Source organism: Tateyamaria omphalii (assembly GCF_014651375.1).
In the GTDB taxonomy this organism is placed as follows: domain Bacteria; phylum Pseudomonadota; class Alphaproteobacteria; order Rhodobacterales; family Rhodobacteraceae; genus Tateyamaria; species Tateyamaria omphalii.
Genome location: NZ_BMWT01000011.1, coordinates 13,851 through 31,798, shown reverse-complemented (window position 1 = coordinate 31,798; position 17,948 = coordinate 13,851). Strand labels below are relative to the sequence as shown.

Here is a 17,948-nt window from a genome sequence, read left to right as displayed (position 1 = left end):
TCGCATTGGCAAAACTGTTTCTCACAGCCGTCCTTGTCTTGCATTGCGGGTTAAACGCTGCGGCAGGGGACCAAACAACCATCCGTGGTTTGGCGGATCAAGCTGTATTGGTGCACCGAATAACAAAATCCGTTTGTTTGCTCTTTGTTGGGGCGCAAACACCCGTGCATGCGGAAGATGTGGCTACATCAGTAAGGGAACTGTATGCACTGTCCTCCACATCGGCTGGGCAATCTGAAGTGGATTACATCCTCTTCGATGAGGTTGAAACCCTGACCAGATCGGCACAACAGATCGTCGCGGGGGATCGGCATACAGTCCCTGTGACCTTGTTGATCAGAACCAATCCAAGGCTTGCAGCCCGCTATAGCCAGATGCGCTACAATGCGACCTCCGATGTTGCGGGCAAGTACCGTGGATCATATGCTGTGGTGCACGAATTGCGCGTCGTTTCGCAGGCGTTTCAGCGTGATTTGTGCCTCTTCCTGACCGACTTGGCGGCTTCAGGTGCGGATCGGGCAATGACCGAGCGCATTGCTTACTTCAGTCAGTCCCTTCAAGCGCTCGTAATAGGCGATCCGGAGGCTCGGATGATTGCAGTGCCCAACGTGCACATCAAGGTCACTTTAGGCAAAGTCGCTGCCAAGTGGAAAACGCTGGAGCCGATCCTGTCTGCGGCAGCATCGGGCGACCCAATCGACCCACGCAATGTACAATTGGCCTCAGTCCTCGGAGACGCGATGTTGGAAAACCTCGATCAGATTTCAGATCGGTTTCTTGCGCTGAAGTGATCAAGCCTGCAAAGCTTTTACACCTATATCTCCTTGTGCCTGTTCCCGGATTGCCAACGCTGCCGCATATGCACCAGCCGCGGTCGTGAAGTACGGAATCTTGTCATATAATGCGATTGAACGGATTGACTTACTGTCTTCAACCGCTTGTGCGCCCTCAGTCGTATTAAAGACCAACTGAATTCCATTGTCCTTCATCATATCCGTGACGTCGGGCCGTCCTTCATAGACTTTGTTGACAGTCCCGCATGGGACTCCGTTCTCTTCCAGCCAGTTGGCCGTTCCACGCGTTGCGACCGCAGTGAAACCCAAACCGTGTAGGATTTGCGCGGCCTCCAGCATTTGGGGCGTTTTGTCCATGTCCTTGATCGAGATGAACGTACACCCTGTGTCTGGCAGAACCATGCCCGCACCCATCTGGGCCTTCAGGAAAGCGCGCGCGAACGTGCGATCCCATCCCATGACCTCTCCGGTGGACCGCATTTCCGGCCCCAGAATGGTGTCCACACCCGGGAACCGGGCAAACGGCAGCACCGCTTCCTTGACCGAGAACCAAGGCATATTTGGATCGGCCAAGGTCATCGGGTCAGCGAGCGGCAGCACGCTGTCATAACTAGCATCCGCATCATATGCAGGGCGCTGCGGGAAATTTGACAGCGGTTCGCCCGCCATAATACGTGCCGCAATCGAGGCGATGGCGCTGTCGGTGGATTTGGCCACGAATGGCACGGTCCTAGAGGCACGCGGGTTGACTTCGATCAGGAAAATGTCGTCGCCCTGAATGGCAAACTGGATGTTCATCAGCCCAACGACATTCAAAGCCTTTGCCAGCGCGTGTGTCTGGGTTTCGATCTCGGCAATGACGTCGGCTGACAAGGAATACGGCGGAAGTGAGCAAGCACTGTCGCCGGAGTGCACTCCAGCTTCCTCGATATGTTGCATGATGCCGGCAACATGCACATCCGTGCCGTCACACAGGGCGTCGACGTCCAGCTCGACCGCTCCGGCGAGGTAGCTATCCAGCAACACGGGGCTGTCACCCGACACCACAACGGCGTCCGAAATATAGCGCTCCAGGCTGGCTTGATCGCGCACGATCTCCATCGCGCGCCCACCAAGTACATACGAGGGACGGATGACCAGAGGGAACCCGATGTCACCGGCAATTTCCAGCGCCTCGGCATCTGAGTGGGCGATGCCGTTCTTCGGCTGTTTTAAACCAAGCTCATTGACCAGTGTCTGGAACCTTTCCCGGTCTTCGGCCAGATCGATGGCATCCGGTGTGGTCCCGAGGATTGGGATACCCGCGTCACTCAGCGCATTGGCCAGCTTCAAAGGTGTCTGCCCACCGAACTGCACAATTACACCGTGCAACTGGCCATTGTCCTGCTCAACCCGCAGGATTTCCATGACGTGTTCAAAGGTCAATGGCTCGAAGTAAAGCCTGTCCGAAGTGTCGTAGTCTGTCGACACAGTTTCGGGGTTGCAGTTGACCATGATGGTTTCATAGCCCGCCTCTGTCAGCGCAAAACAGGCGTGACAGCAGCAATAGTCAAACTCGATCCCTTGGCCGATCCTGTTTGGTCCGCCCCCAAGGATCACGACCTTCTTGCGGTCTGATGGTCGGGCTTCGCATTCGACGTCGCCGAAAACAGGGGTTTCGTAGGTCGAGTACATGTAAGGTGTTTGAGCTTCGAATTCGGCGGCACAGGTGTCGATCCGTTTGAACACTGCACGAACACCCAGGTCCTCGCGCGCTCGCCGGACGTTAGTTTCGTTCTGATCCGTCAATTGACCCAATCGCGCATCAGTAAAGCCCATCATCTTGAGTGCGCGCAGACCTTCTTCGGCCGTGGGCAAACCGGTGCTGCGCACGTCTGCTTCGGTGTCCACGATCTCCCGAATACGGGCGAGGAACCATGGGTCGAACTTGGTTGCGCCAAAGATGTCGTTGTCACTCAATCCGTGGCGCATCGCTTGCGCAATCAAACGCAGCCGATCCGGCGTCTGGGCCGAGATCGCCTTAATCACCGCAGCTTTGTCCGGGGCGCCGGGAATGTCGATATCGTCCAGACCGGTCAGCCCGGACTCCATGGAAGCCATCGCTTTTTGCAGGCTTTCGTGGAATGTGCGGCCAATGGCCATTACTTCGCCAACGGATTTCATGGCGGTTGTCAGCGAGGCGACAGAGCCTGGGAATTTCTCGAAGGCGAATTTGGGGATCTTGGTGACTACATAGTCAATGGTTGGCTCGAACGAGGCCGGGGTGACCTTGGTAATGTCGTTGTCCAGCTCGTCCAGGGTATAACCAACGGCCAGCTTGGCGGCGATCTTGGCAATCGGGAACCCCGTTGCCTTGGACGCCAGTGCGGAAGACCGGGATACCCGCGGGTTCATCTCGATCACGACCATCCGCCCGTCTTCCGGGTTGATGGCCCATTGTACGTTGGATCCGCCTGTTTCCACCCCGATCTCGCGCAAGACCGCGATCGAGTGGTTGCGCATGATTTGGTATTCTTTATCCGTCAGCGTCAGGGCAGGGGCTACGGTGATGCTGTCGCCCGTGTGCACGCCCATTGGGTCCACATTTTCGATGGAGCAGACGATGATGGCGTTGTCAGCCGTGTCGCGCACAACCTCCATCTCGTATTCCTTCCAGCCCAGCAGCGACTCGTCCACCAGGATTTGGCCAACGGGTGAAGCATCCATACCGGACCGGCAGATCGCTTCGTAGTCATCGCGGTTGTACGCAACACCACCACCCGTACCCCCCAAGGTAAAGGCAGGACGGATGATGGCGGGCAAGCCAATCTCTTCCAATGTGTCCATGGCCAGAGCCACACCAGAGGCAAGGTCTTTGTTGCCTTTGTCGTCCTTTGGTGCCGTCACGATGGTCGCACGCGGGTTCTCAATGCCCAACCGGTCCATCGCCTCGCGGAACAATTTGCGATCTTCCGCCATCTCGATGGCGTCGCGCTTGGCGCCAATCATTTCGACACCAAACTTGTCCAGAACCCCCATCTCTTCAAGTGCAAGGGATGTGTTCAGACCGGTCTGCCCACCCATCGTTGGCAGCAGTGCGTCGGGGCGCTCTTTCGCGATGATCTTGGCCACCACCTCTGGCGTGATCGGTTCGATATACGTGGCGTCGGCGAGGCCCGGGTCCGTCATGATGGTCGCGGGGTTCGAGTTGACCAGGATGATCCGGTAACCTTCCTCCCTCAGCGCCTTGCATGCTTGCGCGCCCGAGTAGTCAAACTCGCAGGCTTGGCCAATCACAATGGGGCCCGCGCCGATAATCATGATCGACTTGATGTCGGTACGCTTTGGCATCTTGGCCCCCCGGATGTGATTCAGTCTGCGCCGACAGGGCGCAAGCAAATTGTCCTGCGTTATAGGGATGGCGCAAGAAGGTGCAAGAGGGGCAAAGCATGCAGATGGCGGAATCTGCGGTCAGGCCGAGGCTCTTTTTTGCGTGTTGGCGTCAGATGCTGCGGCAGACGGGTCAAATAGGTAATCCCGGGTTAGCGGAACCGCATCCCGTCTGTGCGCCAATTGCAGGTGATAAACAGCCTGCATCTGGTGTTCAAAAGCAAGAATGCAAACCGTCAGATAGTAGTGGAACATACGCACAAAACGCTCGTCATAGGTTGACCGGATCTCGTCCAGATGCAGATCGAAGCGATCACGCCAATGCCGGATCGTTTTGGCATAGTGCAAGCGCCAGACTTCAATATCCGTCTGCCACAGTCCCGACCGCTCCATTGCAGGGGCCAACTCGGACAGGGAAGGAACATAGCCGCCTGGAAAAATGTACTTATTGATCCACGAGGAATGCGCCATCGGCGGGGCCGATCGGCCAATCGTATGAACCAGCGCCACCCCATCGGGATCCAACAGCTCGGCCACTCGGCCGAAATAGGTTTCGAAGTTGGGCACCCCCACATGTTCCAGCATCCCGACCGACACGATGCGATCAAAAGTACCTTTCGTATGGCGATAGTCCTGGAGCCGAAAGTCGATCTGATCCGAGAGGCCTGCTGCATGGGCGCGCTGCTTGGCCGTTGCCAATTGGTTCTCGCTCAGAGTGATGCCGGTGACGCGGCACCCGTAGTCTCGCGCCAGGGTCAATGCCATACCACCCCAGCCGCAACCGATATCCAGCACATGCATGCCCGGCTCCAGAAGCAGCTTGCCCGCGATATGTGCTTTCTTTGCGATCTGGGCTTGCTCCAGTGTCATACTGTCATTTCGGAAGTACGCGCAGGAGTATTGCATGTCTTCGTCCAGAAAGAGCCGGTACAGGTCGTCTGAAATGTCATAGTGGTGCGCGACGTTCTTGCGTGAAGCTTGTGGCGCATTGTGTTGAATGAAACGCCGCATATGAAACCGGGCGCGGTTGGCCAATATCATCCAAGATGGGACATGGCCCTTGAAACGATTACGGATGATGATGGTCAGTGCATCATCCAACGTACAATTTCTGGGCGTGATTTTTTCGTCCATGTACCCTTCTCCAAGACCGAGGTCAGGATTGAGCACAAGGGCGCGCAAGGTTGCGGCATCTGAAATCTCGAGGTGCGCCGATGCCCCGGTGTCCGGCCCATAGTCTCGTGTTGTTCCATCCGGATATGTCAGGCTCAGGCGGTCTTCGACCATCATGCCTGTCAGAAAACGGTCAAGCAGATTGCCCCACACGATCGCACTCCCCAAAAAACACTCCGACATTAAAGTTGGGGTGACAGCAGGGGTTACGTCAAGTGCTAGGGCGCTTCCGCATCCAGGTAGGCACGTACCGTTCCTTCAAATGCGCGAGGACTATCGGCATGAAGCCAATGACCGGCACGTGGAATTTTGACAAAGCGTGTTCTTGGAAAATGGTGGCGAATTGTTGGACGATACTCTGGTGCAACGTAGTCGCTTGTGCCGCCATAAATGAACAGAGACGGTCCAGAAAACGCCGCCTCTATCTCGGGAAAATCAAGAATAGCAGGCATGTTGTTCGCCAACGCATCCAGATTCAAACGCCACCGCTTTTCGGCAATATCCAGCGATTGAGTCAGAAAGCTGCACAGGGCGGGGTCAACTCCCTGGTCCGCAAGTTGGGCGTTCGCCTCTGACCGCCTTGTGACATTTGCCAGATCAACCGCCCGCATCGCATCAATGAACTGAATTTGGCTGTGGCTATAGCCAACAGGCGCAATGTCGCCGACCACCAGCCTTCGAACGGTGTCGGGGCGGGTCAGCGCCAGCATCATTGCGGCTTTTCCTCCCATGGAATGCCCGACGACATCCATTGGACCGCCCAGAGTGTCGATGACCTCTGCCAGATCGCCCGCCATATCGGCATAGCTGTGATCATCGGACCAGAAGCTGTGCCCGTGGTTGCGCATGTCCACTGCTATGACGCGCCGTGTGTCTGACAGTCGCTTTGCAATCACCCCCCAATTGCGGCCCGATCCATACAGACCGTGGGCGATCAGGACGGGGGTGCCATCGGAATTACCGTGTTCAGAATAGCTGAGCATGAGGGCAGACTTAACCGTATTGATCCGACGCCACCAGAGGGATTGAGCGCTCGGAGACACGAGGCTAGAAAACGGTATGGAAACTCAAGACAGTATTCAGGCCCGCGCCGCCCGCGTGCAGGACGCACTGACCGCAGCATTTGGCGTGCGCGCCAAGTCGCTGGAGGCTGCCCTGCTCCGCACAGGGCGTCGATTGCCCAAACGTCTGCACGCCGAGGCGCGCAAGATCGTCGCGGCACAAGCGTTCGGAGGGAACCCCCGCCTGATGCGCCAGGTAGATGGCGCAGCACTGTCGTCGGCCGAGGACCGGATTGTCGCCTTTCTGAGTGGGATAGACCGGGCCGACCGTCGCAAGGGGATGTGGCTGGGGATCGCAGCCGCCGTGGTGTTCAACGTCCTGCTGGTGTTCACGGCGGTGATTGTCTGGATGTGGTGGACCGGGCAGTTGTAGTCGATGCTGGATGTTTGCGACTGGGTGTGACAACGCTTTGTCCGTCATGGCTTTGAAGTACAATCATGATTTGACCAAGCGGTCCGATCGCGTCCTCGTCCTGGGGGCGACTGGCACAATTGGGCGCGCGACCACGGCAGCGCTGGTGCGTCGTGGGTATGACGTTACCTGCGTCACGCGCCCGGGGGCCGGCACACCGGACCAACAGATCAATCTGCCGGGCGCAGAGGTTGTCGAGGCAGACGTTACCGAATCCACCAGCTTGTACCGTACAGTATTCGCCAATGCCTCATTCGATGCGGTGATTTCCTGTCTTGCGTCGCGCAACGGTGCACCCAATGACGCCGTGGCCATCGATCATCACGCCACAGTAGGTGCGATCAACGCGGCAAAGGCGGCGGGGGTTGCGAATTTCGTGCTGCTGTCGGCGATCTGCGTGCAGAAGCCACGCCTTGCCTTTCAACACGCCAAGCTGGCAGCGGAACAGGCGTTGGTTGCCTCGGGTCTGACCTATTCGATTGTGCGTCCGACGGCCTATTTCAAATCGCTTTCCGGTCAGATCGCGCGGGTGCAAAGGGGCAAGCCGTACCTACTGTTCGGCGACGGTGAATTGACGGCCTGTACGGCAATCAGTGACCGGGATCTGGGGGAATACCTGGCATCGTGCCTCGCTGACCCGATGCTACAGAACCGTATCCTGCCCATTGGTGGGCCTGGACCTGCCTTGACCCCGCGCGCACAAGGGGAACACCTGTTCTCGTTGCTGGGGCGCAGGCCCAGTTTCAAACATGTCCCGGTTGGTATGATGCGTGGTATTGTCGGCGCGTTGGGCGCCGCAAGCCGCGTCTTGCCACCGCTGTCTGCAAAGGCCGAGTTTGCCCGGATCGGCTTGTACTATGCGACGGAGTCGATGCTTGTACTTGATCCGGAAACGGGCCGCTACGATCGTGATGCGACACCGTCAACCGGTCACGACACGCTGTTTGACTACTACGCCGCCGTCATCAACGGCGACACAACAGTCGAGCGTGGTGAGCACAGCGTGTTTTGAAAGCCCCCCGCGCGATGCAGGGGGCGGTGCGATTTACAGGTTCGGATAAAGTGGGAAGCGGGCGCACAGCGCGGCCACTTCCGCTTTTACCTTGGCCTCAACAGCGGCGTTGCCGTCCTCGCCATTTGCAGCCAGCCCATCAACAACCTCGATGATCCAATCACCGATCTGGCGGAACTCGGTTTCTCCAAATCCGCGCGTTGTGCCAGCGGGGGACCCGAGGCGGATGCCGGACGTGATTGTCGGCTTTTCGTCATCAAAGGGCACACCGTTCTTGTTGCAGGTAATATGCGCCCGGCCCAAGGCCTTCTCGGTTGCGTTGCCCTTCACGCCCTTGGGCCGCAGGTCCACCAGCATCACATGGGTGTCGGTGCCGTGGGTGACGGTATCCAGCCCGCCCTTGTGCAGTTGATCGGCAAGCGCCTGCGCGTTCTTGATCACCTGTTGCTGGTAGGTTTTGAAGGACGGGTCCAGCGCCTCTCCGAACGCAACCGCCTTGGCAGCGATGACGTGCATCAGCGGGCCACCCTGGATGCCGGGGAAGATGGCCGAGTTGAACTTCTTGGCCAGCGCCTCGTCATTGGTCAGGATCATGCCACCGCGCGGGCCGCGCAGGGTTTTGTGCGTGGTGGTCGTTGCCACATGAACGTGCGGGAAGGGCGAGGGGTATTCGCCTGCGGCGATCAGACCGGCGAAGTGCGCGACATCGGCCAGCACATAGGCGCCGACCTTGTCTGCAATCTCGCGAATGCGTGCAAAGTCGATCACGCGCGGAATGGCCGAACCACCGGCGATGATCATCTGCGGCTTGTGTTCAAGCGCCAGCGCTTCGATCTGGTCATAGTCGATGTCCAGTGTGTCGCGGCGCACACCGTACTGAACGGCGTTGAACCACTTGCCCGACTGGTTGGGGCGCGCACCGTGCGTCAGGTGGCCGCCAGCATCCAGCGACATACCAAGGATCGTATCGCCAGGCTGCAGCAGCGCCTGGAACACGCCCTGGTTCGCCTGCGAGCCCGAGTTTGGCTGCACATTCGCAAAGCCACAATCAAACAGCTTGCAGGCACGCTCGATCGCCAGGTTCTCGGCCACGTCGACAAACTGGCACCCACCATAGTAGCGGCGTCCCGGATAACCCTCGGCGTATTTATTGGTCATTACCGAACCCTGCGCTTCAAGCACAGCGGCGGACACGATGTTCTCTGACGCGATCAGCTCGATCTCGTCCCGCTGGCGGCCCAGCTCGTCACGGACTGAGCCGAACAGCTCGGGGTCACGATCGGCAAGGCTCTGGGTGAAAAAACCATCTGTGCGGTGGGGCGCATTCATGGGAACTCTCCTGCGTGGACTGAGTCGATTTGATTTGCCGTTTCCTATCGGAAACCGGACCTTTGAGCAAAGGATGTATCCCGACCAATCGTGCATCACCAGCGACAAAGCGCGCTGGGTGCTGGTAAGGGGCGAAAAGATATGGTTCTTTCGGCACAGAACGAATGCCATAGGAAACACCGATGCCTCTCAAGATCGCCTTTGCGGCCAGCCGCGCGCCGGTTGCGCAAACAGCGCGGGCGACATTGATCGGGCGTTATGGCGACGTGCCTACCAAAACCGCCGACGTCATCGTCGCACTGGGCGGCGATGGGTTCATGTTGCAGACCCTGCATGCGTCACAGCATTTGAACGTGCCCGTTTACGGAATGAACCGCGGGACAATCGGCTTTCTGATGAACGAATATGGCGAGGCCGATTTGGAAGCACGCCTCGAAGCCGCCGAAGAGGCGGAATTGAACCCGCTGTCCATGACGGCACTGGATACCGCGGGCAAAAGCCATCATGCGCTTGCCATTAACGAGGTGTCCTTGCTGCGCGCGGGCCCACAGGCCGCCAAACTGCGGATCACCGTGGATGGCCGCCTGCGCATGGACGAACTGGTGTGCGATGGTGCGCTGGTGTCCACGCCCGCTGGCTCAACGGCCTACAACTATTCTGCACACGGTCCTGTCTTGCCCATCGGATCGGACGTGCTGGCACTGACCGCTGTTGCCGCGTTCCGCCCACGCCGCTGGCGGGGTGCATTGTTGCCAAAAACAGCCAAGGTCAGAATTGATGTGCTGGAGGGCGACAAACGTCCGGTCATGGCCGAAGCGGATTCGCGGTCTTTCCGCGACATTGCCGCCGTGGAAATCCAGTCGGAGCCGTCCGTCGTGCACCGCATCCTCTTCGACCCCGGTCATGGGCTCGAAGAGCGGCTCATTTCCGAACAGTTCAACTGATCAGCCCTGTGGCGTGATGTAGCCTCTGGCGATCTTGGTGGCCTGCGCCACGTCCAGAATGGGCGGCAACAGGGTCAACAGCTCACCATCGCCATCCAGAAGGTGCACGAAACTGCCATGAGAGTAGATCCAGCCGTATTCCGGGTCCTGGAACAGCGGCTCGATCTCGACTTTGAAGGCATCGTAGGCCACCTGTAAGGCATCCTCTTCACCCGTCAGCCCGACGAAATCCGGATGGATCTCCGCCAGCGGCGCGCCCATCGTATCGACCTGATCCTGATCCGGCGCGACCGTGATCATCACCGGTGTCACATCGATCCCGTCGGCGGCCAACTCATCCACCACCTGCGCCATCAACGGCAGGGCAGCGGAACAGATGTTCAGGCAATTGGCATAGCCAAAAAACAGCAGCTGATGTTTGCCGTCCGGATCAGCCTGCGTGCGCGTTTGACCGTTCTGATCCAACAGTGCGTAAGGTCCACCAATATCCACCGGAAACGGGCTTTGGCCTGCGGCGGGCATCCCCGCCACAAGCGCCAAGGCCATCAAAACAGCGCGCATCACCTCAGAAGTTCTCCGCAATCCAGGCCCCGTCGACCTCAAGTCCCAGACCCAGATAACCTTCCTCAGCGATAATCGCCTTGACGCCGGGATCACGGCGGAACCACGGACCTTTACCTTTGGCTTCGGGATGTTCAGCGGCCCAGTTCTTGGTCCACTTGTTCGCCTTGATCTTGTCGCCACTACCCGGTGGCACAATGGTTTGCACCAGATAGACATTGTTGGCCCCAAGCTCGGGGTCATCAATCATCAGCCCGTCGACGGTGATGGTCTGGTTGCAAAAGGGCTGCAATTCGACCGCCGCGCCGGTAAAGGCCGGCTGGCTGTTCTTCATCGGTAGGATCAGCGTGTCATCGGCGGTGCGCAACAGACCAAGCTGGCGCTTGCCAGCGCCACAGTCGGCCGGGCAATCGCCCGTGAAGGTGCACAACAGGTCAACGACTGTGGCCTCGAACTTGGCCGGAACCTCGGCATACAAATTCCAACTACGTGCTTCGGATCCTTCGGAGAAGTCTTGTGCAACGAGCGGAGACGCCATCAATGCCAGTGCGGCTGTAAGCTGTTTCAGCATGATCAGTCTCCTTGTGGCCGGGCGGATTTCGGGATCGAGAAAGGCGGCACGTTGCCATAGTCGTCGTGGTTCTGGTTGGTGATATCGAGGTCGGACACCACGTCAGACACGACAAGGTAGTTCAGGCCATCACGCTCATAGAGCATGCCGTCGGCCTCGACTGTATGTGCCGCCAGTTTGAGCGCGGTGTCACCACCAGCTGTCTGATCATCCTCACCCACCTTGAGTACCATGTATACGGTGCCGTCCTCAGCGAGCAGGCCAACGGGGATACCGCCCGCACTGCACCACAACGCGCAGGTATGGTGTGCCGACCCCACCACCGCATCGGGACTGCCCATAACGCCCGAGTAATAACACCAGGTGTCAATAATCTCTCCAGTCACCTGAATACGTGTGCCTTCCGCAGCATGTCCCGCCAGCGGCAGGCTCATCGCAGCAAGCGCGCTCAGAATGAGTGATCGCATGATACGGCCTTTCCTGTTCAACTGTAAGGACAGGTTGACACTTGTGTTCAACCCGGTCAAATCACGCTTTTGGTTTCGACGGTTTTGTGATCGCTTGGCGCTTGGGTGCGGCTCTGCTATCCTGACGGTCAAAGACAGAGGCAACGAACCCGCCCGCCAAAGTACAGGTATGACAGCACTCAGAAAATATGATCGGCTTGAAGCAACGGGCCTGTGGCGCGACACTGCGGATGCACAACGGCGCGAGGTTATCGTGTCTATTGGGGACGCCACGCTGATCATCTCCGATCTGAACGATCGGGCCATCACGCACTGGTCGTTGGCCGCGGTCGAAAAAGCACCTGCTTCTGGCAACGGAAGCGTTGCATTTCATCCGGATGGGGACCCTGACGAAGTTCTGGAATTGGCGTCGGACGAGGCCGCGATGATCGAGGCAATCGATACGTTGCGCCGCGCTGTCGCCCGCGCCCGGCCCAAGCAGGGACGACTGCGGTGGTTTGGGATGGGGCTGTCGGCATCGGCAGTGGCTATTATTTTGGTTTTCTGGTTGCCCGGTGCACTTGTCGATCATGCAATGCGGGTTGTTCCGCATGTGAAGGAAGCCGAAATTGGCGCGGCATTGCTGGCGCAAATCGAACGGGTTTCGGGCCAGCCGTGCAGCACTGTTGAGGCCCGGCCAGGGCTTGTCGCTCTGGCTGGGCGCACGGGCGTGGCGCGTGTCGTGGTGCTTTCCACCGGCGTTCGAGAAGCGCTGGCCTTGCCCGGTGGCACTATCCTCGTGAACCGGAACTTGGTCGAAGACTATGAAGAACCGGACGTGGCGGCGGGCTACATCCTTGTGGAACAGACCCGCAGTGCCGGGCAACCGCCGCTGCGCGCCTTGTTGGAACATGCGGGCCCGCGCGCGACAGGCACCCTGTTGACAACGGGGTCGCTTCCACCACGCGTGCTTGAAGCATTTGCCGAGGATCAATTGGCCCAAGCCGCGGTCGAACTTCCGGCTGAAACCTTGCTGCCTGCCTTTGCAGCAGCAGGGGTCCGCAGTACACCTTATGCGCGCGCCCGCGACATCTCGGGCGAGGCAACCCTGCAGCTGATCGAAGCGGACCCCATGGCGGGCCAAGACCCAACGCCAATCATGAAAGACCGGGATTGGCTTCAGCTTCAGGCGATCTGCGAAAACTGAAGTCTACTTCCGGACAAACGCATCGGAAAAGCCCAGTGCACGGCTGCGCGCCAGTCCATTGGACAACTCGGCAGATGATGCGAAGGGACCTGCCATCACAATCTGATACGTTTTACCGCCGCGCTTGAAGGTGCCCATCCGTGCCGGCAGCCCGGACCGTGCAATGCGCTGAGCTGCGGCTTTTGCATTCGCAGGCAGGCTGTACGCACCAACCTGAACATAGCGGCCCTGACCCACTTTTGCCGGCGCCGCTCGTGCAGCAGTCTTTACAATTGGTTTTTCTGCGGATCGCGATGAAACAACGGGTTGCCGTGCCTTGCTGCGTGCCTTGCGCTGCACGCGTTTCATCAGTTGCCCATCATCCCGCCGCACGAGGGTCACGGTGCCAAGGTCGCGCTCTTGGGTTGCGACGTCGACATACGGGTACACAAGAGGTACGGTCGCAGTAACATCACGGCCCGTGCGGCGGTCAATCAGCCGACGTGGCACGGTGCGTGTCCAAGCAAGGCGCGTCTGCGCAATGCCATTCAACGATTGCTCGGCACGTCTCCGATTCAGCCGATCATCCTCCCAGACCCGCTCGTAGCCTTCAGGAACAGGTGCGGAGGGCTGTGCAATCCGATTGTCATAGACGTGGCGGGGCACAACGCGTGTTGCCGGGTCCACTGATCTGGGCTGCACGGATGCCCTCACGGTAGCAGCGGGCGCTCTGCGGATGGTCGTGACCGGCGCCGGTTTCGGCTGCGTAGCCGACGTCACTGTCCTTTGGGTCACCGGGACTTGCGTGCGTGCGGGTGGGGCAGGGCGTGTAACAACCGGTCGAGGCGCCGTCGTCGCGGGTACAGATCGCCGCACGATCACACGCGGCGCAGGTTGCGGCGGCGGCGTGGGCGCCGCTTGCGTTGTCCGAACGGTTGGGCGCGGCGCCGGTGTCGGTTGTGTAGTGGAAGTCGTCGTGGTTGAGGATGGCGCAATGGTGATCTGCTCAGGCGTTGCCCGTGCCGATTGGTTCGGTGTGATGCGTGCTTCTGCAGCCGCCTCGGCAGACAGGCTCGGTGTCTGTCCGCAAATCAACTGTCGCTGCCGGTTGACCCGAGGCACCCAGGTCACGTTGCCATCAATGCCCGCCCGGACAAAGACGCAGCCCTCGCTGTCGACATATTGCGTGCCGTTGAAGGACGCCGGCGGAAACTCAGCCGGCGTCTGCGCGTTTCGCAAGGACTGGGCATGACTCAGACCGATGGACAACGACGCCGCGATAACAGCCAAGGCTGCAACTCTAGTAATTTTCATTATATCCCCCACAAGATATGGGGAATACGATGCCTCAACACCGGCCCTGAGTAAAGCGGCGATGCCCTCTATTTGGTGCCAAACATCCGATCGCCGGCATCACCCAGTCCCGGAACGATGTATCCCACGTCATTCAACTGGTCATCGACCGCCGCTGTCACGATTGGTACGTCCGGATGCGCCTCCTTCATCCGGGCAACCCCTTCGGGCGCCGCCAACAGGCACAAGAAGCGGATATTCGTGGCGCCGGCCTCTTTCAACTTGTCGATGGCAGCCGCGGACGAGTTGCCAGTGGCCAGCATCGGGTCCACGGCAATCACAAGGCGATCTTCCAGTGATTCCGGGACTTTGAAATAGTATTCGACCGGTTTAAGCGTCTCTTCATCCCGATAGAGGCCAACAAATCCGACACGCGCCGAAGGGATCAATTCCAGCACCCCGTCCAGCAACCCATTGCCGGCACGGAGGATTGAAATCAGGGCCAGCTTCTTCCCATCCAGCGTCGGCGCATCCATCGCCTGCATGGGGGTTTCGATACGCTTGGTCGTCATGGGCAACCCGCGCGTCACCTCATAGGCAAGAAGTTGCGAAATCTCCCGCAACAACTGCCGGAATACGGCCGTCGGCGTGTTCTTGTCACGCATGATGGTCAGCTTGTGCTGGACAAGCGGGTGATCAACAACGGTCAGATGTTCGGACATGAGGCAGCTCCTTGATGATGCCTTCTTCTGCAATGTCCAAGGTGCGACGACAATCCCCAGTTTCTTCTGACCGTAAATACCACGGGGTTTGGGGCAGCGCCCCAATGCGCGTCAGCGCCAAAAGGTCGCGTGCGTCGTCAGGCGCTCATTGCGGTGAAACACCCAAATGCCGCGCCACCAAATGCGCCACATCCCTAAAACCAATCAGTCCCAGCGGCGCGTCATCCCCGCCATGAACCAGCACCGGCACCCGCTCACGCGTGTGATCGGTGCCGATCCACGTCGGATCATTGCCATGATCGGCGGTCAGAACCAGTAGATCACCAGTCCGCAGCTGCGGTAAAATGCGCCCAATCTCGGCATCAAACCACTCCAGATGACGGGCGTAGCCAGACACGTCCCTGCGATGCCCATACAGGCTGTCGAATTCGACAAAGTTTGCAAAGGTCAGACTACCATCCTCAGCAGATCCAACCAGATCAGCCAAATGCCCCATCAGGTCAACATCCGCGCCCTTGCGCACCTCATCAAAGCCCTGCATCGAAAAGATATCGCCGACCTTGCCCACGCCATAAACGCGGTGTCCCGCATCCTGCACCCAATTCGTCAGGATCGGGGCAGGTGGGGTGATGGCGTAATCCCGACGATTGACCGTCCGCTCAAAAGCGCCCTCCACTCCGACAAAAGGGCGTGCAATCACGCGACCAACCCGCATCTTGTGCAGAACGGGCGCCACCGCTTGGCATAGGTCCAAAAGTCGCTCCAAGCCGAAATGCTCTTCATGCGCGGCGATCTGGAACACGCTGTCGGCCGATGTGTAGCAGATGGGTTTGCCAGAGCGGATATGTTCAGCGCCATGTTCGGCAATGATGGCGGTGCCCGACGCATGGCAATTGCCCAGCATCCCGTCAACACCTGCTGCAGCACAAACAGCCGCAATCACCGCGTCCGGAAACGCCGGGCGCGTGTCGGGGAAATAGTGCCAGTCCCAAGGCACCGGCACACCCGCCAATTCCCAATGGCCTGACGGCGTATCCTTGCCCTGCGACACCTCCGTCGCAGCACCCCAGGCGCCCGACCGCGCGTCCTGCCCATTGGCAAGGGCCATGGCCTCGAACAACCCAAGCGCGCGCAGATGTGGTACATCCAACGGCCCGCTTCGGCCTTCTTCAGCGTGGCCCGCGGCACAGACTTCGGCAATATGACCAACAGTATTGGCGCCGGTATCCGGCACATCCCCGTTGAAATACGCAGCCGCATCAGGTGCCCCGCCAATCCCGACGGAATCCATGACGACAAGGAATGCGCGCGGCATCAGCCGATCCGCTCTGCAATCAGGTCTGGAACGACGGGCGCCTGCCTGCCGACGGTGATGGCCTTGCGCACCGCAGCCTCGGCCCGATCCGCATCTGCCGGGCGCGCCGCATGGATCACGCACAAGGGCTGTCCCTTGGACAGTTTGGTGCCCAGGCGGGCCACGCCGGACAGGCCAACAGCCGGATTGATCACGTCGCCCTCTGCCTTTCGGCCACCGCCCAGATCAACAACGGCCAATCCCAGCGCCTCGCCATCGATGGCAGTGACATATCCCGGTCCCTTCGCGTTGATTTCACGAATAACAGTCGCTTCCGGCAGGAACCTCGACCAGTTCTCGACAAAATGCAGAGGGCCGCCCATCGCGGCGATCATCGTTCCGAACCTTTCCGCTGCACGGCCATCCGCAACGGCCGCGACAATGGCATCCGCGCCCGCCTGTACGTCGTCCGCCAAGCCACCATTGGCCAGAAGCACGCCGCCCAAGGCCGCCGAAATCTCGACCAACGGACCCTGCGCGGGGCCGGTCAGGGTGCGCATGACTTCCGCCACTTCCAGCGCATTGCCAAGGGCAGGGGCAAGGGGCTGCGACATGTCCGTGATCAGCGCCGTGGTCTTGCATCCGGCGGCATTGGCCGTTTTCACCAGCGCATCGGCAAGGGCGCGGGCCGCGTCCACATCCTTCATGAAGGCGCCGGAGCCGACCTTGACGTCCAGCACAAGCCCATCAAGGCCCGCGGCCAGTTTCTTTGACAGAATGGACGCGGTGATCAGGTCCATGCTCTCGACCGTGGCGGTCACATCGCGCACCGCATAAAGCCGTTTGTCTGCAGGCGCGACCTCGGCTGTTGCGCCGACAATGGCGCACCCGGCCTTGGTCAACACGTCCCGCAACCGCTGTTCGCTCAGCTCGGTCGAGACGCCCGGAATGGCGTCCAGCTTGTCCAAAGTCCCGCCCGTGTGGCCCAATCCGCGCCCCGAGATCATCGGCACATTGGCACCACAGGCGGCCAGGGCAGGGGCCAGCACAAGGCTGACGCAATCGCCAACCCCGCCCGTCGAATGCTTGTCGAGGACCGGACCCTCCAGATCCCAGTTCAGCACCTGCCCACTGTCGCGCATAGCCATGGTCAACGCGACCCGGCCCACATCGCCCAGACCGCTCAAACATACGGCCATGGCAAAGGCCCCGGCCTGCGCATCGGTCACGGTGCCGTCTGCCAACCCTTCGGCAAACCAGCTCAGCTCTTCACGTGATGGGGTTTGACGCTGGCGCAGTTTGGCAATGATGGATCGTGCGTCGCTCATGCATCGCCATCCATGTGGGCAGCAACAAAAGCACCAGGCAGCAATTCGGCGAGGGTCATGACCTGCTCAACACCACCCGTGGTGGCCATTGTCACGCGCACATCGCCCGAACCGAATTCGGCCAGTTTCTGACGGCATCCGCCGCAGGGTGTGACGGGCATCGGGCTGCCCGCAACAACATAGGCCTCCGTGATCTTGCCCTGACCGGCAGCCACCATGGCCGCAATGGCTCCGGCCTCGGCGCAAGTCCCTTCGGGGTAGGCAACATTCTCGACATTGCAGCCTGCAAATACAGTGCCATCCACTGCACGTACGGCTGCACCCACCTTGAAATTCGAATAGGGCGCATATGCGTTTTCCCGCACTTCCAACGCCGCCTGCTTCAACTCGTCCATATGCACCCTCGTTTCGGAGCCCCGACACTAGCCAAGCGTTCCGGCCTTGGCTACCGCT

General features: G+C 59.5%; 17 protein-coding genes. 5 read left to right on the top strand and 12 right to left on the bottom strand.

The window, feature by feature from the left end; all coding sequences use genetic code 11:
- Positions 1-179 precede the first annotated feature (179 nt).
- Positions 180-791, top strand: coding sequence for a hypothetical protein (locus IE087_RS22350; protein ID WP_189371800.1), 612 nt, complete (start codon positions 180-182; stop codon positions 789-791).
- On the opposite strand, the gene carB is transcribed toward IE087_RS22350, so the two are convergent.
- The 3 genes from carB to IE087_RS22335 form a co-directional block, all read right to left on the bottom strand.
- Positions 792-4,124: a carbamoyl-phosphate synthase large subunit gene (gene carB / locus IE087_RS22345; protein WP_189371799.1), complete on the bottom strand. Its 3,333-nt coding sequence runs from the start codon at positions 4,122-4,124 to the stop codon at positions 792-794.
- A gap of 120 nt (positions 4,125-4,244) precedes the next feature.
- A complete protein-coding gene (locus IE087_RS22340) occupies positions 4,245-5,489 on the bottom strand; it encodes an SAM-dependent methyltransferase (RefSeq protein WP_189371798.1) in 1,245 nt (414 codons plus the stop codon).
- A gap of 65 nt (positions 5,490-5,554) precedes the next feature.
- Positions 5,555-6,319 carry an alpha/beta fold hydrolase gene (locus IE087_RS22335; protein WP_189371797.1) on the bottom strand — a complete coding sequence of 255 codons (765 nt, stop codon included), beginning with the start codon at positions 6,317-6,319 and terminating at the stop codon, positions 5,555-5,557.
- A 76-nt stretch (positions 6,320-6,395) separates the two neighbouring features.
- Here IE087_RS22335 and IE087_RS22330 point away from each other — a divergent pair, with 76 nt between their 5' ends.
- Complete coding sequence (locus IE087_RS22330) at positions 6,396-6,770, top strand: hypothetical protein (RefSeq protein WP_189371796.1); 375 nt, start codon at positions 6,396-6,398, stop codon at positions 6,768-6,770.
- 46 nt (positions 6,771-6,816) lie between these two features.
- The gene (locus IE087_RS22325) at positions 6,817-7,821 is read left to right on the top strand and encodes an NAD(P)H-binding protein (RefSeq protein ID WP_189371795.1); all 1,005 of its coding nucleotides are present in this window, start codon (positions 6,817-6,819) and stop codon (positions 7,819-7,821) included.
- A gap of 33 nt (positions 7,822-7,854) precedes the next feature.
- On the opposite strand, the gene glyA is transcribed toward IE087_RS22325, so the two are convergent.
- Positions 7,855-9,150, bottom strand: a complete 1,296-nt coding sequence (gene glyA / locus IE087_RS22320; protein WP_189371794.1) for a serine hydroxymethyltransferase — start codon at positions 9,148-9,150, stop codon at positions 7,855-7,857.
- A 182-nt stretch (positions 9,151-9,332) separates the two neighbouring features.
- Here glyA and IE087_RS22315 point away from each other — a divergent pair, with 182 nt between their 5' ends.
- The gene (locus tag IE087_RS22315; protein ID WP_189371793.1) at positions 9,333-10,094 is read left to right on the top strand and encodes an NAD kinase; all 762 of its coding nucleotides are present in this window, start codon (positions 9,333-9,335) and stop codon (positions 10,092-10,094) included.
- On the opposite strand, the gene IE087_RS22310 is transcribed toward IE087_RS22315, so the two are convergent.
- From IE087_RS22310 to IE087_RS22300, 3 genes are read right to left on the bottom strand one after another with little or no spacing between them, the layout of a single operon-like run.
- Entirely contained in the window at positions 10,095-10,640 is a 546-nt protein-coding gene (locus IE087_RS22310; RefSeq protein WP_229801541.1) for an SCO family protein, read from the bottom strand.
- Positions 10,641-10,659: 19 nt separating this feature from the next.
- Entirely contained in the window at positions 10,660-11,226 is a 567-nt protein-coding gene (locus IE087_RS22305) for a hypothetical protein (protein WP_189371791.1), read from the bottom strand.
- A gap of 2 nt (positions 11,227-11,228) precedes the next feature.
- On the bottom strand, positions 11,229-11,693 hold the full coding sequence (locus tag IE087_RS22300; RefSeq protein WP_189371790.1) for a hypothetical protein: 465 nt from the start codon (positions 11,691-11,693) through the stop codon (positions 11,229-11,231).
- Here IE087_RS22300 and IE087_RS22295 point away from each other — a divergent pair.
- Positions 11,680-12,879, top strand: coding sequence for a M48 family metalloprotease (locus IE087_RS22295; protein WP_308425490.1), 1,200 nt, complete (start codon positions 11,680-11,682; stop codon positions 12,877-12,879). The genes IE087_RS22300 and IE087_RS22295 overlap by 14 nt on opposite strands.
- A gap of 3 nt (positions 12,880-12,882) precedes the next feature.
- On the opposite strand, the gene IE087_RS22290 is transcribed toward IE087_RS22295, so the two are convergent.
- The 5 genes from IE087_RS22290 to IE087_RS22270 form a co-directional block, all read right to left on the bottom strand.
- On the bottom strand, positions 12,883-14,172 hold the full coding sequence (locus IE087_RS22290) for an SPOR domain-containing protein (RefSeq protein WP_189371789.1): 1,290 nt from the start codon (positions 14,170-14,172) through the stop codon (positions 12,883-12,885).
- Positions 14,173-14,240: 68 nt separating this feature from the next.
- The gene (gene upp / locus IE087_RS22285; protein WP_189371788.1) at positions 14,241-14,873 is read right to left on the bottom strand and encodes a uracil phosphoribosyltransferase; all 633 of its coding nucleotides are present in this window, start codon (positions 14,871-14,873) and stop codon (positions 14,241-14,243) included.
- A 145-nt stretch (positions 14,874-15,018) separates the two neighbouring features.
- Positions 15,019-16,188, bottom strand: coding sequence for a phosphopentomutase (locus IE087_RS22280; RefSeq protein ID WP_189371787.1), 1,170 nt, complete (start codon positions 16,186-16,188; stop codon positions 15,019-15,021).
- Positions 16,188-17,495, bottom strand: coding sequence for a thymidine phosphorylase (locus tag IE087_RS22275; RefSeq protein ID WP_189371786.1), 1,308 nt, complete (start codon positions 17,493-17,495; stop codon positions 16,188-16,190). Before IE087_RS22275 ends, IE087_RS22280 begins: the two co-directional genes overlap by 1 nt.
- A complete protein-coding gene (locus IE087_RS22270) occupies positions 17,492-17,890 on the bottom strand; it encodes a cytidine deaminase (RefSeq protein ID WP_189371785.1) in 399 nt (132 codons plus the stop codon). Before IE087_RS22270 ends, IE087_RS22275 begins: the two co-directional genes overlap by 4 nt.
- Positions 17,891-17,948 lie beyond the last annotated feature (58 nt).

Bases quoted from the DNA above. Each gene is read 5' to 3' on its own strand.
- carB (WP_189371799.1), bottom strand. From the start codon at position 4,124: ATGCCAAAGCGTACCGACATCAAGTCGATCATGATTATCGGCGCGGGC.
- IE087_RS22335 (WP_189371797.1), bottom strand. From the start codon at position 6,319: ATGCTCAGCTATTCTGAACACGGTAATTCCGATGGCACCCCCGTCCTG.
- IE087_RS22330 (WP_189371796.1), top strand. From the start codon at position 6,396: ATGGAAACTCAAGACAGTATTCAGGCCCGCGCCGCCCGCGTGCAGGAC.
- IE087_RS22325 (WP_189371795.1), top strand. From the start codon at position 6,817: ATGGCTTTGAAGTACAATCATGATTTGACCAAGCGGTCCGATCGCGTC.
- glyA (WP_189371794.1), bottom strand. From the start codon at position 9,150: ATGAATGCGCCCCACCGCACAGATGGTTTTTTCACCCAGAGCCTTGCC.
- IE087_RS22315 (WP_189371793.1), top strand. From the start codon at position 9,333: ATGCCTCTCAAGATCGCCTTTGCGGCCAGCCGCGCGCCGGTTGCGCAA.
- IE087_RS22310 (WP_229801541.1), bottom strand. From the start codon at position 10,640: ATGGCCTTGGCGCTTGTGGCGGGGATGCCCGCCGCAGGCCAAAGCCCG.
- IE087_RS22305 (WP_189371791.1), bottom strand. From the start codon at position 11,226: ATGCTGAAACAGCTTACAGCCGCACTGGCATTGATGGCGTCTCCGCTC.
- IE087_RS22295 (WP_308425490.1), top strand. From the start codon at position 11,680: ATGAGTGATCGCATGATACGGCCTTTCCTGTTCAACTGTAAGGACAGG.
- IE087_RS22300 (WP_189371790.1), bottom strand. From the start codon at position 11,693: ATGCGATCACTCATTCTGAGCGCGCTTGCTGCGATGAGCCTGCCGCTG.
- IE087_RS22290 (WP_189371789.1), bottom strand. From the start codon at position 14,172: ATGAAAATTACTAGAGTTGCAGCCTTGGCTGTTATCGCGGCGTCGTTG.
- upp (WP_189371788.1), bottom strand. From the start codon at position 14,873: ATGTCCGAACATCTGACCGTTGTTGATCACCCGCTTGTCCAGCACAAG.
- IE087_RS22280 (WP_189371787.1), bottom strand. From the start codon at position 16,188: ATGCCGCGCGCATTCCTTGTCGTCATGGATTCCGTCGGGATTGGCGGG.
- IE087_RS22275 (WP_189371786.1), bottom strand. From the start codon at position 17,495: ATGAGCGACGCACGATCCATCATTGCCAAACTGCGCCAGCGTCAAACC.
- IE087_RS22270 (WP_189371785.1), bottom strand. From the start codon at position 17,890: ATGGACGAGTTGAAGCAGGCGGCGTTGGAAGTGCGGGAAAACGCATAT.